Below are 14,009 nucleotides of genomic sequence, written 5' to 3'. Positions count from 1 at the left end.
GCCTACCTGCCGGTGGTCGCGTCGCCCAACACGGGATACCCTGAATAGTTATACTTCGTACCGGTGACCGTAGACCGCACGATCCAGACCGACAGCTCGTCGACGAGCGGCACCGCGACCGCCTGATCCATCAGCAATTCCTCGAGCTTCGCGTACGTGGCCCGCCGCTTCGCCGGCTCGAAGGCCGTCCGGCCCTCGGCGAGCAGCCGGTCCACCTCGGGGTTGGCGTAGCACGCCCAGTTGAAATTCCCGCCGATGTTCGTGGACGCGAACAGCGCGGACAGCGCGTTCATGTCCGAGTCTCGCAGGAACAGCACCGGCCCGTTGGTCGCGCAGTGGTAGTTGTCCTCGTACCACGGCGGCCGCGCCTGGCTCTTGATCTTCGCGTCGACCCCGAGCTGCAGCAGCTGGCCCTGGAGCAGCTCGATCTCCGGCAGGTTCCCGCTGCCGTAGTTGATCGAGTTGATCTCGATCGCGAGCGGCTGGCCGTTCTTCAGGCGGATGTTGTTGGGGCCCATCTTCCATCCGGCCTCGTCGAGCAGCTGGGCGGCCTTCTTCGGATCGTACTTGTACTTGGCGCACAACGCCGGGGTGGCCAGCAAATGCTGCGTCAACGGCGCGCACGCGGCCGTCCCGAGCCCGCGGAAGACCGAGTCGGTGATCGCCGCGCGGTTGACCCCGTAGAGCAGCGCCTGGCGGACCTTCAGGTCGTTGGTCGGCGGCTTCCTGACGTTCAGCACCCAGATGCGCGGCGCGCCGGGGTACGGGTTCTTCTCCACGCGCAGCGCCCTGTTCGTCGCGAGGCGCGTCAGGACGGCGGCGGGCACGGACTGGAAGTTGATCATCTGCGTCTCGCCGGACTCGACCGTCGTGACGCGCGTGCCGGACTCCGGGATGAACTTCCACACGATGCGGTCCACTGCGGCGGGGCCCTGGTGGCTGCTGTAGGGCGGCCGGCGATTGTAGTCCGCGTTGCGGACCAGGGTGATGTGGTCCTTCGCCGCGTACTCGCTGACGACGAACCGTCCGCTGCCCACCGGCTTCTGGTTGACCGCGTCGCCCTGTCCCGGCGTGGTCTTCGGGGAGATGAGCGAGAGCGTGCCGCCGGCGGAGTAGGAGAGAAACGGCGCGTACGGCTCCTTGAAGGTTACGCGGACAGTGTACGGGTCGACCACGGTGGAGCCGGCGTAGCCCGAGAGCGCGGCGAGCGCACCGCCCGCCTTGAAATTCGGGTTGACGATCCGGTCGAAATTCCACTTCACCGCCTCGGCGTTGACCGGCGCGCCGTCCGTGAACTTCGCGTCCCGGCGCAGCGTGAACGTGAACGATTTGCCGTCCGGCGACGCCTTGTACTCCGTCGCCAGCCACGGCGTCAGCTTCCCGGCGAGGTCCTCGTACAGCAGGTTTTCGGTCACGTCCGTGATGATCTGGAACGTGACCGCGGACGGCGAGGCGTGCGGGTCGAGCGTGGGCGGCTCCTGGTCCAGGCCGACTGTGAGCGTGGCGGGCGCGGCGCCGAGAACGGGCGCGCCGGCGCCGACGCCGGCCAGCGCCAGGGCCGTCAAACAGATCGCCGCGTATCGCCAAGCCGCGTGCGTGCGTGTCAAGGTGCACCTCCCTGGGCTCCGGTGGCGCTCGCCACCGGGACCTGCGTTTCCCGGAGGTAGCGGGCGGCGTCCTCCGGAGGCACCGTATTGATGTAGAACCCCGAGCCCCACTCGAACCCCGCCACCTGGGAGAGGCGGGGCAGCACCTCGATGTGCCAGTGATAGAAGTGATCGACCTTCGCGTCGTACGGCGCCGTGTGGATGATGCAGTTGTACGGCGGATTGTTCAGGCAGGCGTACAGTCGCCCGAGGACGCCCTGCAGGGTTTCGGCGAGCGGCCGCAGCTGCCTGTCCTCCAGCGCGCCGAAGCTCGCCACGTGCCGCCGCGGCAGGATCCACAACTCGAACGGGGTCCACGACGCGTACGGCGCGAAGGCGATGAACTCGTCGTTCTTCCACACGAGCCGGCGGCCGTTCTCGCCGTCCTCCCCGGCCTCCTGGCGGAGAATGTCGCAGAAGATGCAGCGGCCCTCGCGCGCGAAGTACGCCTGGGCGCCTTCCAGTTCCTCCTCCGCCCGCTTGGGCACGATCGGCAGGGCGATCAGCTGGGAGTGGGGGTGTGCGAGCGACGCGCCCGCCTGCCGGCCGTGGTTGCGGAACAGCAGCAGGTACTTGAACCGCGGATCCCCGTCGAGGTCGCGGTACCGCTCGCGGTACATCCACAGCACGGAGGCGAGCTGGTCCGGGGCCATCACGCCCGGATGCGCGGCGTGGTCGGGCGTCTCGACGATGACCTCGTGCGCACCGACGCCCCCCATGCCCTCGTACATGCCTTCCCAGGTGACGTCGGTCGAGCCCTCGATGCGCAGCGCGGGGTACTTGTTCGGCACGACCCGCACCTGCCAGCCGGGGGTGTCCGGCGCGGTGCCGGGCCGGCGAATCGCCGCGATCTCCGGCGGCGTCGTGGTCTCGCGGCCCTCGCAGAACGGGCAGTTGGCCGACGGCGCGGCCTCGGGCTCGCCGCCCTTGGCGAAGTCGCTCGGCCGGGCGGCGCGCTCGTTCGCGATGATCACCCAGCGGCGGGTGATGGGGTCTTTGCGCAGTTCGGGCACGGTGTCCCTCCGTAGGGGCGGCGTCGCGGACGGCACGGGATCAGGCACGGGCGCCGGCGCGCCTCGCGGCGATCGCCCGCCGGTACGTCTCGACGTACCGCCCGGCGGCGCGGCGCCACGAGAAGTCCTGTCGCATACCGGTCTGCTGCAGCTGCTTCCAGATGCGGCGGTCGCGGAACGTGCGGATGGCCCGCTCGAGCGCCTCCCACAACGCGGCGGGTTCGTACGCCTCGAACACGAATCCGTTGGCGACCCCGCGCGAGACGGCGTCGGGGGTCGCGTCGACGATCGTATCGGCGAGTCCGCCCGTCTTGCGCACCACCGGGACCGTGCCGTAGCGGAGGCTGTAGAGCTGGTTGAGGCCCGACGGTTCGTAGCGGGACGGCATGAGGAACATGTCCGCCCCGGCCTCGATGCGGTGGGCCAGCGCGTCGTCGAACCCGAGGGTCACGGAGACGCGCCCGGGGTGGCTCGTGTGAAACGCCGCAAAGAGCTCATGGTACTTGGGCTCGCCGGTGCCGAGCAGGACAAACTGCGCGCCCGCCGCGATGAGACGGTCGAGGACGGCGGCCACCAGATCGAAGCCCTTTTGGTCCGCGAGCCGGCTGATCATGCCTACGAGCGGGGCGTCCGGCGTGTCGTCGAGATGCTGGGTGCGCCGCAGGTCGCGCGTGCAGACGGCCTTGCCGCCGAGGTCGTCGGCCGTGTAGCGTGCGGCGATGTGCGGATCGGTCGACGGATCCCAGGCCCCGTAATCGACGCCGTTCAGGATGCCGATGAGGTCGGCCGTGCGGTCGCGCAGCACGCCTTCGAGTCCGCACCCGAACTCCGGCGTCTGGATTTCATGCGCGTACTGCTCGCTCACGGTGCTGAGGTGGTCGGCATAGACCAGTCCGCCTTTCAATAGATTCACCTTGCCGTAGAACTCGATGCCCTTCGGCGTGAACACATGCGGACCGAGCCCCGTGACCGCGAGGCGCTCCGGCGGAAAGAGTCCCTGGTACGCCAGGTTATGAATGGTAAAGAGCGTCGCCGCCGGCTCGAGGCGGCTCGCGCGCGGTTCCTCGCGCAGCCAGACCGGCACGAGGCCCGTCTGCCAGTCCTGACAGTGCAGCACGTCCGGCGTCCATTCGACCCGGCCGGGGAGGGCGAGCGCGCCGCGGCCAAAGACCGTGAACCGCTCCAGGTTGTCCTCGTAGTCCCTGCCGCCTTCCCCGTAGAGGCCGGCGCGGCCGAATGACGGATCGTGTGCCACGAGGTACACCGGCACGCGCCCGCCGGGAAGCCGGCCTTCGAAAAATTCCACCTCGGTCTGCGTTGTGCCCAGCGGCACGGCCGCCCGGCCGATCGCCCGAAACCCGAACTTGGCCCGGTCGATCGACCGGTAGCCGGGCAGTACGATCCGCACGTCGCAGCCCGTCTCGGTGAGCGCCGCCGGCAGCGCGCCGGCGACGTCGGCGAGTCCGCCCGTCTTGGCGAACGGGACCGCTTCCGAGGTGCAGAACAAGACTCGCAGTGGCTCGTTCATGGCAGTCGCACTCGTATGGACTCCTCCGCCGCTTGACCGCGGCCGTCGCTCGCGGCGTACGTCCCCGGCCGCGTGAATGTGACGTCGAGGGCGCCGGTGGTCCCGTCTTCGAGCGGGCCGGTCGCGGCGGAGACGCCGGGGCCCGTGACGCGGAAGACACGGGGCGCGCCCGACGCGTTTCGGACGACGAACCGCACGGAGCCAGGAAGCAGCAGCATGACGGCGGGATCGATCACGTTCGTGCCGAGGGTGACGTCGATGCGCTGCGGTTCGGCGGCCCGCGCCGGCGGCTTCCAGAATCCCCGCCCGGCTGCGACCGCTGCGAGACCGAGGATGCCCGCGCACAAGACGCCGGCGAGCACGCTGCGGAGGACCGCAACACCCACGACCGCTCGGCTTCGTCGCCGCTCGGAAGCGGTCCTCCACGTCGCGGCAATTCCCTTATGTTCCCGGGCCCGCACCGCGGGCGTGCCGCTCACGTCCCGTAGACGTGCGGGCGCGGCAGGAGGTTCCCTCCGCCGAACGAAGGATACGCAACTGCTCGGCGCGCGGGCAAGCGATACATGGCCCCGCGGGCATTGGAGGAATCAGAGATGCGGATCCGAGGATTGGCGCGTGCCGCGGTCGGTGCGCTCGTCGTCCCCGTGCTGCTTGTTGCCCTTGTCACGCCTGGGCGGCCGGCGGCGATGCCGGAGATCAAGATCGGCACCGTGCTGCCGCTGACCGGGGCGTTCGGCTCGTCGGGCGGGTACTTCAAGCAGGGCTACACGATGGCCATCGACGACGTGAACAAGGCCGGCGGGCTCCAGGTCGGCGGGCAGAAGTATCACGTCACCCTCATCATCCTCGACGACGGCAGCGACGGTACCAGGTCGCGCAGCCTGGTCGAGAAGCTCGTCACGGATCAGCACGTCGGCTTCCTCCTCGGCGGGTACGACACGTCGCTCGTCGAGGCTCAGGAAGTCGTGCCGGACCAGTACAAGATTCCCTACGTCGAAGGCGGCGGCGCGGCGTCCGGGATTTTCAAGCGCGGGTACAAGTACATTTTCGGCACCCTCGCGACGATCTACAACCTCGGCAAGATCACGATGGAGTTCCTGACCACCCAGATCGCCGCGGGCCATCTGCCGAAGCCGCTCACGATCGCCGTCGTCTGGGAGAACACCGACCACGGCAAGGACTACGTCGACGCGGTGACCGACGCAGCCGTACAGCACCCCGATCTGTTCCGCATCGTGCTGAATCAGTCGTTCCAATTGAACGGCAGCGACTTCTCGCCGCTGCTGCAGCAGGTGAAGGCCTCGAACGCGGTCGCGTTCCTCTCGGACGCGCACCTGCCGGACTTCATCACGATGCACCGGCAGTATCTGCAGGCCGGACTCTATCATCAGTTCGTCTCGTACGGCGCCCGCGGCCCCGACCAGAAAGGCCGCCAGGCCCTCGGGCCGGGTGCGGACTACCTCATCGCGGGCCTGTGGTGGACTCCGGCGCTCAAGGATCCCGCGTCGCAGCTGTTCGCCGAGCGGTACACGAGAGAGTACAAGGCCGTCCCCGACTGGTTCCAGGCGCTCTCCTTCGAAACGGCGCGCGCGTTGCTCGCCGGCATCAGCAACGCCGGGGCGCTCGACGGCCCCAAGGTCCGCGACGCGCTGGCGCACCTCACGCTGCGTTCGATGCTGCCCGGCGGGGAGATCAAGTTCGGGTCGGACGGCCAGATCAAGGCGCCGTACGTCATAGTGCAGACGACGCCCGGCAACACGGTCCGGATCGTGTGGCCGGCCCACCTGCCGGAGACACGGGCGGTGACGCTGCCGATGCCGAGGCCATAGGGCGGGTGAGTGGCCCGGGGCGTCGGGCGGTCTAGCCGGAGGTGTTCACCGCTCAAAACCTGATCTCGATCTGCATCACGTCGATACTGACGGCGGGGCTGTACGCGGTGATGTCGTACGGCCTCGCCATCATTTACGGCGTCATGAAGGTCATCAACCTGAGCAACGCCGGCTTCCTCATGCTCGGGGCGTTCATGACGCTGGTCTACTCGCAGGCGTGGCATCTCGATCCGATCGCCGGTGCGTTCCTCAACATGCCGATCTTCTTCGTCGTCGGGTGGATTGTTTACGTGAGTTTGGTCCGGCGCGTGCGGCAGGCGCTGCCGATCGCGTCGCTCTTGATGCTGTTCGGGCTGTGGCTCGTGCTGCAGAACGTGGCGCTCGCAGTCTGGGGCAGCGAAGATCAGTCGATTATCACCCGCTACACGTACAAGGCGCTGGCGTTTTTCGACTACCGGATCGCCGTCACGCGCCTCGTCGTCTTCGCGGTTGCGCTCGCCGTGATGGCGATCCTCCACGTCGTGCTGAACCACACGTACGTGGGCAAGGCGCTTCGCGCGACGGTGCAGGACCCGCAGGCCGCGCTGCTCGCCGGGATCGACACGGAGCGGATCAGCGCGCTGGCGTTCGGCATCGGCACGGCGTTCGCGGGCTTCGCGGGAGGTCTGATGACCCTGCAGTTCAGCTTCACCCCGGATTTCGGCGCCTCGTTTCAGTTGAAGAGCTTTACCATTATCGTGCTCGGCGGGCTCGAGAACCTCGCCGGGGTGACGATCGGGGCGGCGATCCTCGCGTTTGCCGAGTCGTTCGCGGTGCTGTTCATGCGTGCCAGTCTGCAAAACGTCGTGGCGTACGCGCTCCTCGTCATTGCCCTCATCGTCATGCCGGGCGGCGTCGCGTCCATGTTCGGGCGCCGGTCGTGACGTGACCGCCGTCCGCCTTAGCCCGGCGTCCGCGGCCGCGCCGGCCCTCGGCGTCGTGCTCGCCCTCGTGCCGCTCTTCGCTCCCCACAACATCACCGTGCTCAACCTGGGATTCTTCACGTTCCTGTACGTCGCGCAGGGATTGGCCTGGAACATCCTCGGCGGGTTCGCGGGCTACGTCTCCTTCGGGTACGCCGCGTTCTTCGGGCTCGGGGCGTACACGACGGCGCTCCTGTGGCTGCACGGCTGGGCGCCGGTGCTGACGTTTCCGCTCGCCGGCCTCTGCGCCGCGGCGTTCTCGCTCGTCGTCGGCGTGCCGACGCTGCGCCTCATCGGGCCGTACTTCTCGATCGCCACGATCGGTGTCGGGGAAGCGATGCGCATTCTCATGCTCAATCTCGACAACATCACCGGCGGCGCCTCCGGCCTCAACCTTCCCACCGTGGTGCCGTCCAAGGGCTGGTTCTACCTGGCGGCCCTCGTGGTGGCGGCCGTCGCCTACGTGACGGCCGTGTGGGTCCGCGGCTCCCGGTTCGGTCTGGGGCTCGCGGCGTTGCGGATGGACCCGGACGCGGCGGAGACGCTCGGCGTGCGCACGGCGCTGTTCAAGAACGTGGCGCACGTGATCAGCGCCTTTCTCGTGGGCGTCTGCGGGGGACTCTTCGCGATGTACTTCCAGTATCTACATCCCGACAACGTCTTCAGCTTCACGGAGAGCATCAGTCTGGTCTTGATCGCGCTGATCGGGGGGATCGGTACGATCTGGGGTCCCATCCTCGGCGCCGCCGTGTTCTTTGCCGTGCAGGACTACCTGCAGACGTCGTACCCGACGTTCCACCTGCTCGTGTACGGCGTGCTGCTGATCGTCATTCTGCTGTTCGAGCCGCGGGGCCTCGCCGGACTCGCGGCGCGGATCGCCGGGCGCCGCCGCGTCCCGGCGCCGATCGCGGTCACGCCGGCCGCCCCGGGCACGGTGGCGCCGCCGTCGACGCCCGGAGGCGCCTCGTGAGCCCGCCGGCGGCGGATTTCCCCGCGGCGACCATGACATCGAGCCCCCTCGTGCTAGAGCACGTCACGAAGCGGTTCGGCGGGCTCGTCGCCGTCGAGAACGTGACGGTGGCGGTCGAGCCGGGGAAGATCACGGGCCTGATCGGTCCGAACGGCGCCGGGAAGACCACGATCTTCAGCGTGATCAGCGGACACCTCGCGCCGACCGCCGGACGGGTCGTGGCGCTGGGGCACGATATCACCGGCTGGTCGCCGCACGCCGTCTGCCGTCTCGGCCTCTGCGTGACCCACCAGATCGTCCGGCCGTTTCCCGACCTCTCGGTGCTGGAGAACGTCATGGTCGGGGCCGGCTTCGGCGGCGGCGCACGGGTCGCCGCCGGCGGCGCGCGGCGCGAGGCGATGGCCGTCCTCGACTTCACGGGGCTCGCGGCGCGCGCCGGGCAGCCGGCGTCCGCGCTGACGCTGGCGCAGCGCAAGCGCCTCGAGATCGCCCGGGCGCTCGCGACGCGGCCGTCCGTGCTGCTGCTCGACGAGGTCCTGGCGGGGCTGACGCCCTCCGAGGTCGCGCAGGCGCTGACGCTCGTGCGCGAGATCTGCGCGCGGGGGATCACCATCGTGATGATCGAGCACGTCATGCACGCGGTGATGAACCTCTCCCACCGGGTGCTGGTGCTCAACTACGGCCGGCTGATCGCCGACGGCACGCCGGCGGAGGTCACCGCAAACCGCGAAGTGATCGAAGCCTACCTCGGTACCGCCTCGGATGATATGGTGGCCGGCGAGTCCGCCGGGAGGCGGTCGGACGGCGCGGAGGAGACGCCGCATGACTGAGCCGGCATCCAACGGAGCTCCGCTCCTCGAGGTCGCGGGCGTCGCCGCGGCCTACGGCGAAGTCCGCGCGCTGTGGGATGTCTCGTTCGCCGTGCGCGAGGGCGAGATCGTGACGCTGCTCGGGGCGAACGGGGCCGGCAAGACCACGACGATGCGCGTGATCTCGGGACTGATGCGGCCGCTGACCGGGGAAGTCCGGCTCGGCGGCCGGCCGATCCAGCGGCTGCGCGCCCCGGCGATCGTCGAGGCGGGGATTATCCAGATCCCGGAGGGCCGCCGGCTGTGGCCGCGCATGACGGTGCTGGAGAACCTCGAGCTCGGCGCGTACCTGCCGGAGAGCCGCGCGCGCAGGCACGAGACGCAGGAGTGGGTGCTCTCGCTCTTCCCGCGGCTCGCGGAGCGCCGCGCGCAGCTGGCCGGGACCCTCTCCGGCGGTGAGCAGCAGATGCTGGCGATCGGCCGCGGCCTGATGGGCCGCCCCCGCCTCCTCATGCTGGACGAGCCGTCCCTCGGCCTCGCGCCGATCCTCGTCAAGGAAGTGTTCCGCATCGTGCGCCAGATCAACGCGGAGGGTGTGACGGTGCTGCTGGTCGAGCAGAACGTCCACCAGGCGCTCGAGCTCGCCTCGCGCGGCTACGTGCTCGAGACCGGCCGGATCACGCGGTCGGGCTCGGCCGCGGACCTCCTGCAGGACCCGGAGATCAAGCGGGCGTACCTGGGCCGGTAGCCGCCGGCGGCGATGAAATTGAAAGTTGCGGCAGGATTCGATTTTCGCCGGACGAACTCCGGCGGGCACGGGAACTCAGGACTATTGACCGCGCGGCTCGCGCGGATCGCCGTAGATCGCGACGGCATTGTCCCACAAGAGGCGGCGCGCGATCGCGTCGCGGTCGTCCGGGCCGGTGAACCCCCGCGTTTCGATCGTCGCAAGCGCCACATCCAGCGCTTCGCGCGCGTGCCGCCCCGCGACCCAGAACAGGTCCGGGATCGAGAAGGCGTCCGTCGCCAGCAGCACTTTGGAGGCCGGGGCCAGTCCGAGCGCTTCGACGATTGCGTCGCTCGCGGCGTGCGCGGCGAACGGCACCGTGAGCGACAGGTCCATCGCGACGTGGGGGTACACGTGGGTGAGCCACGCCGCTTCCCGCACGTACGGATAACTGTGCAGCAGCACGAAGGTGATCGCGCGAAACGGCGGGTGCTCGAACACCGGCCGCAGCCACAGCGGATTCGCCAACCGCAGGTCGAGGTCGCGGTCGCCGAAGCCGGTGTGCACCTGCACCGGCATGCCGCGTTCCGCGGCGATCTCGAGCGCCGTCCACAGCAGGCTGTCGAGCAGCGGTTTGGAGGCGAGGCGTGTGTGGCCACGCGCCGCCGCGTCGTGCGCCGCCCGGAACGCGCCGGCGAGCGAGGCCGCGTCCCATTCGCGGAGGTCGAGCCCCGTGCGGTAGGCGATGATCGTCTTGAGGCCCGCGAGGCGGCCCGACGCGGCCCGGACTTCGGCGGCGAAACGCTCGCGGAGGTCGGGCCAGCCGTCCGCGGCCGGAATCAGGCGCTCCGCCAGGACCTCGAGACGCAGGAGTTCGCCGGCGGGACACGGCAGCAGGCCGCGAAGCGCCGGGAGATCGTAGTGGTCGGCCGCCCGGAATCCGGGATCGATCAGGATCGCGCCGATGCCCGCGTCCGCAAACATCTCCCGCGTGAGGTCCGCGAACGGCCGCCGCGCCCGCGCGGCGAGGATGGCGTCCTCGCGAGGCGCGCAGCCGAAGAATCGGCCGAGGTCGGCGAGCGCCCGCCGGTAGAAGAGGCTCCAGCCGGCGTGCTCCGCGACGATCTCCGGCGCGTCGCTCTCCGTGAAGTGCGCGCGGAACGCCTCCGGCGTGGCGGGCTGCACGCGCCGCAGCGAGTGGGCGTGATGGTCGAACAGCGGGATGCCGGCGAACGGGAGGGCGCGGAGCGGCACGGGCGGCGGGTTCTCTACGCGCCTTCAGTAGACGAGCAGATGGCGCTGCGCGACGGCGGCCGGTTCCAGGTCGCGGAGCGCGTCCCACTCGCCGCGGCGGACCGCAAGGAACGATCGCGTGAGCGGCGCGCCGAGGATCTCCTGGATGGTGCCGTCGTTCTCGAGCGCGTCGGCGGCTTCTCCGAGCGTCGCCGGCAGCGGGACGATGCCGCGCTTCCGCCGCTCCGGCTCGGGCAGCGACGCCGGGTCGACCTCGACCGGATCGCCGGGCGCGAGCTTCCGGCGGACGCCGTCGAGGCCCGCGGCGATCACCCCGGCCAGCGCGAGGTAGGGGTTGGCGCTGCCGTCGCACGTTTTCAGTTCGATGTTGCACAGCGCCGGTCCGCGCCGCGGCGTGATCACCCGAATCGCGGCCTCACGGTTCTCGGGGCCGTAGCACGCGAACGCGCCGGCCCACGAATAAGGCCTGAGGCGCGCATAGGAGTTGACGCTCGGGGCGACCAGCGCGCACAGGGCCGGCAGGTGCGCGAGCACGCCGGCGATCCAGGAATAGGCGAGCGGCGAGAGATGCAGCCGGTCGTGCTCGTCGTACATCACATTTTGTTCGTCCCGCCACAGGCTCATGTGCAGGTGGCAGCCGCTGCCGGCGCTCGCCGCGAACGGCGCCGGCGCGAACGAGGCCGCGAGGCCGTGGTGCGTGGCGACGCCCCGCACCCCTTCGCGCAGCAGGATGTGCCGGTCCGCCGCGGCGAGCGCGTGGGCGTGGCGGATGGAGACCTCGAACTGCCCCGGCCCCGACTCCGGATAGATCAGGGCGACGTCGAGCCCCATCGTATTGAGCGTGTCCACGAGGTCGCGCAGCGTTTCATGCGCGGCGTCGTGTGCGATCGTCATGGCGAAGTTGGTGCGATCGATCGGTTCGTAGCCGCCGGCCGACTCGCGGCCGGCCACCATGTAGCTAGAGCCGGCGCCGCCGGGCGTCCCGCCCGCCGCGGGCCGAAGCAGGTAGAATTCCGGCTCGAAGGCCGCCTGCACTTCCAAGCCGTCCGCCGCCGCGGCCTCGGCGGCGCGCCGCAGACACGCGCGCGGGTCGTGCGCCCAGGGGCCGCCCGGCTCCGTCTGAAAATCACCGAGCATCACCGCGGCGCCCTGGTTGTAGGGGAGGACCGTGAAGGTGTCCGGGTCCGGGACGAGCCACACTTCCCCGATGGGGCTCAGGCCGCTCGCCGGCAGCGGGGTGTCCCCGAGGATCGGCAGCGCCTGCTGCGCGACCGAGAACCCGACGCCGTATTTCAAGATGCCGCCGAGACTGTCGAGCGGCGCGGCCTTGGCGCGGATCAGGTTGGCGTTGTCACAATAGGCGACGCGAACGAGACGAACGCCGGCGGCGCGGGCGCGATCGTAGACGGCATTCGGGCTGGCGCGCTGCGCGTGGGCGCGATCCGCGGGAGTTCCCATAGCACGGCCCGATTCAGGGGCGCGCGAACCATTCCCTCCCCGGGCGGGCCGTCCGGGCTTATTTCGTCTCCGGTCCGCAGAGGATGAGCGCGAGGTCGGCGACGTTCGTGCCGGTCGGACCGGTGCGGATGAGGTCGCCGACCGCGTCGAGCAGCGGGTAGGCGTTGTTGTCCCGAAGGTGGCGGCCGGGATCGAGTCCCGCGCGTTGGGCGCGCGCGGCCGTCGTTCCATCGACGGCCGCCCCCGCCGCGTCGGTCGGCCCGTCGCGGCCGTCGGTGGCGAATCCGACCAGCAGGACGTTGCCCAGTCCGTCCATCGCCGCGGCCCCCGCGAGGGCCAGTTCCTGGTTGCGGCCGCCGCGTCCGCTCCCGGTGACGGTGACGGTGGTCTCCCCGCCGCAGACCACGCACGCGGGCCGGGGCGCGGGATCGCCGGTCGCGGCGATCTGCCGGGCGATCCCGGCCAGGATCCGCCCGGCGTGCCGCGCTTCGCCCTCGAGGTACGTGGAGAGGAGCAGGGTGTGAAAGCCCGCGGCCCGCGCCGCCTCCGCGGCGGCGCGGGCCGCGGTGAGATTATCCGCGATGACCGTCATCGCCCCTTCGCGGAACGCGGCATCGCCCGGCTTGGGCGTTTCGGGGATCGCGCCCAGGTCTCCCTGCTCGAGCACGCGCCGCGCCCCGGCCGGGACGCGCGTGGTGATGCCGTACCGGTTCAGCACCGCCAGCGCGTCGGCGAACGTCGATGGATCCGCGACCGTCGGGCCGGAGGCCATCGCTTCGGGCGGCGACCCGATGACATCGGAGATCGCGAGCGTGACCACCCGCGCCGGCGCCGCGGCGCGGGCCAGCTGCCCGCCCGCGATCGCCGACAGGTGCCGGCGCACCGTGTTCATCTCGACGATGTCGGCGCCGGAACGAAGCAGGAGGTTCGTCGTTTCCGCCATATCGGCGAGCGTGAGGCCCTCGCGCGGCAGCGGCAGCAGCGCCGACCCGCCGCCCGACAGCAGGCACAGCACGAGATCGTCGGGACCGAGCCCGTGGACCAGCGCGAGCATTTCGCGGGCGGCGGCCTCGCCGGCCGCGTCGGGGACCGGATGCGAGGCTTCCTTCACGGTGATGCGGGAGGGGCCGTCGCGGTGTCCGTGCGCGGTCGTGACGAGGCCGGCCGTGATGCGCGGGCCGAGCGCGCCTTCCGCCGCGCGGACCATCGCGGCAGACGCCTTGCCGGCGCCCACCACGATCACCTTTGCGCGCTCCCGGAGCGGGTAGGTCCGCCCGCCGATCCTGACGCCGGTGTCCGCCGGCGCGATCGCCCGCGCCGTCGCGGCGTACGCGTCCACGGCGTCGACCGCGCGCGTCAGCATCTCCGCGGCGGCGCGCCGGAGCGCGGCCGTCTCCGCGACGCGGAACAGCGCGTCGTCGACGCGCAGGGCCGTCACGCCGCGCGCTCGATCTTTACCGTGGTGCCGGAGCGCACCGCTTTGAACGCGGTCGCATCGCCGGAGACGCGGCCGAAAACGTTGACGGGACTCGCCGGCCGGATCTCACGGCCGTGGCTTGCGGGGGTCGGGCCGAAGAAGATGCAGAACGCGCTGCCCGGCGGCCAGTACCCGAGATCGCCCATCTCGACGACCTCGCGCGGCGATTCGGGTTCGCACTCGACCGGAATGGAGAAGTAGATCTCATCGCCCCACGTGCTGGCGCGCGCCTCGAGGGGCAGCGCGTTCCAGACGGCGTCCGCCGTCCGGCCCGCCCCGAGCGTGGCGGTCGCGCTGACCTTGCCCGCGGTGATGACGATCGTCCGCATCGGTGTC

Annotated in this window: 13 protein-coding genes; 5 read left to right on the top strand and 8 right to left on the bottom strand. The window is 70.5% G+C overall.

Translation table 11 applies throughout. The features are described 5' to 3' along the window. Positions 1 to 2: 2 nt before the first annotated feature. From VKT83_05805 to VKT83_05790, 4 genes are read right to left on the bottom strand one after another with little or no spacing between them, the layout of a single operon-like run. Positions 3 to 1,607 carry an ABC transporter substrate-binding protein gene (locus VKT83_05805; GenBank protein ID HLY21964.1) on the bottom strand — a complete coding sequence of 535 codons (1,605 nt, stop codon included), beginning with the start codon at positions 1,605 to 1,607 and terminating at the stop codon, positions 3 to 5. Further along, positions 1,604 to 2,659: a DUF4931 domain-containing protein gene (locus VKT83_05800; GenBank protein ID HLY21963.1), complete on the bottom strand. Its 1,056-nt coding sequence runs from the start codon at positions 2,657 to 2,659 to the stop codon at positions 1,604 to 1,606. The genes VKT83_05805 and VKT83_05800 overlap by 4 nt, the downstream gene beginning before the upstream one ends. A gap of 40 nt (positions 2,660 to 2,699) precedes the next feature. Further along, a complete protein-coding gene (gene glgA, locus VKT83_05795) occupies positions 2,700 to 4,175 on the bottom strand; it encodes a glycogen synthase GlgA (protein ID HLY21962.1) in 1,476 nt (491 codons plus the stop codon). Positions 4,176 to 4,183: 8 nt separating this feature from the next. Beyond that, the gene (locus VKT83_05790) at positions 4,184 to 4,573 is read right to left on the bottom strand and encodes a hypothetical protein (protein ID HLY21961.1); all 390 of its coding nucleotides are present in this window, start codon (positions 4,571 to 4,573) and stop codon (positions 4,184 to 4,186) included. A gap of 207 nt (positions 4,574 to 4,780) precedes the next feature. Between VKT83_05790 and VKT83_05785 the strand changes: the two genes are divergently transcribed. Genes VKT83_05785 through VKT83_05765 form a run of 5 tightly spaced genes read left to right on the top strand, consistent with a single transcriptional unit; the run spans position 4,781 to position 9,505 of the window. After that, positions 4,781 to 6,016, top strand: a complete 1,236-nt coding sequence (locus tag VKT83_05785; protein ID HLY21960.1) for an amino acid ABC transporter substrate-binding protein — start codon at positions 4,781 to 4,783, stop codon at positions 6,014 to 6,016. 41 nt (positions 6,017 to 6,057) lie between these two features. Then, positions 6,058 to 6,939: a branched-chain amino acid ABC transporter permease gene (locus VKT83_05780; protein HLY21959.1), complete on the top strand. Its 882-nt coding sequence runs from the start codon at positions 6,058 to 6,060 to the stop codon at positions 6,937 to 6,939. Position 6,940: 1 nt separating this feature from the next. Next, positions 6,941 to 7,948, top strand: a complete 1,008-nt coding sequence (locus VKT83_05775; GenBank protein ID HLY21958.1) for a branched-chain amino acid ABC transporter permease — start codon at positions 6,941 to 6,943, stop codon at positions 7,946 to 7,948. Continuing rightward, positions 7,945 to 8,778 (top strand): ABC transporter ATP-binding protein, encoded by an 834-nt coding sequence (locus tag VKT83_05770; protein HLY21957.1) that lies wholly within the window; start codon positions 7,945 to 7,947, stop codon positions 8,776 to 8,778. Before VKT83_05775 ends, VKT83_05770 begins: the two co-directional genes overlap by 4 nt. Next, on the top strand, positions 8,771 to 9,505 hold the full coding sequence (locus VKT83_05765) for an ABC transporter ATP-binding protein (protein ID HLY21956.1): 735 nt from the start codon (positions 8,771 to 8,773) through the stop codon (positions 9,503 to 9,505). Before VKT83_05770 ends, VKT83_05765 begins: the two co-directional genes overlap by 8 nt. A gap of 81 nt (positions 9,506 to 9,586) precedes the next feature. Here the strand turns inward: VKT83_05765 and VKT83_05760 are convergent, their stop codons facing one another. The 4 genes from VKT83_05760 to VKT83_05745 are packed head-to-tail and all read right to left on the bottom strand — an operon-like array spanning position 9,587 to position 14,002. Continuing rightward, complete coding sequence (locus VKT83_05760; GenBank protein HLY21955.1) at positions 9,587 to 10,738, bottom strand: amidohydrolase family protein; 1,152 nt, start codon at positions 10,736 to 10,738, stop codon at positions 9,587 to 9,589. Between the two features lie 24 nt (positions 10,739 to 10,762). Beyond that, complete coding sequence (locus VKT83_05755) at positions 10,763 to 12,196, bottom strand: glutamine synthetase family protein (protein HLY21954.1); 1,434 nt, start codon at positions 12,194 to 12,196, stop codon at positions 10,763 to 10,765. Positions 12,197 to 12,254: 58 nt separating this feature from the next. Continuing rightward, complete coding sequence (locus tag VKT83_05750; protein ID HLY21953.1) at positions 12,255 to 13,634, bottom strand: glycerate kinase; 1,380 nt, start codon at positions 13,632 to 13,634, stop codon at positions 12,255 to 12,257. Further along, positions 13,631 to 14,002 (bottom strand): cyclophilin-like fold protein, encoded by a 372-nt coding sequence (locus tag VKT83_05745; GenBank protein HLY21952.1) that lies wholly within the window; start codon positions 14,000 to 14,002, stop codon positions 13,631 to 13,633. The genes VKT83_05750 and VKT83_05745 overlap by 4 nt, the downstream gene beginning before the upstream one ends. Positions 14,003 to 14,009 lie beyond the last annotated feature (7 nt).

Source organism: bacterium (assembly GCA_035308905.1).
Taxonomy (GTDB): Bacteria; Sysuimicrobiota; Sysuimicrobiia; order Sysuimicrobiales; family Segetimicrobiaceae; genus DASSJF01.
This window is presented reverse-complemented; position numbering and strand designations above follow the sequence as displayed.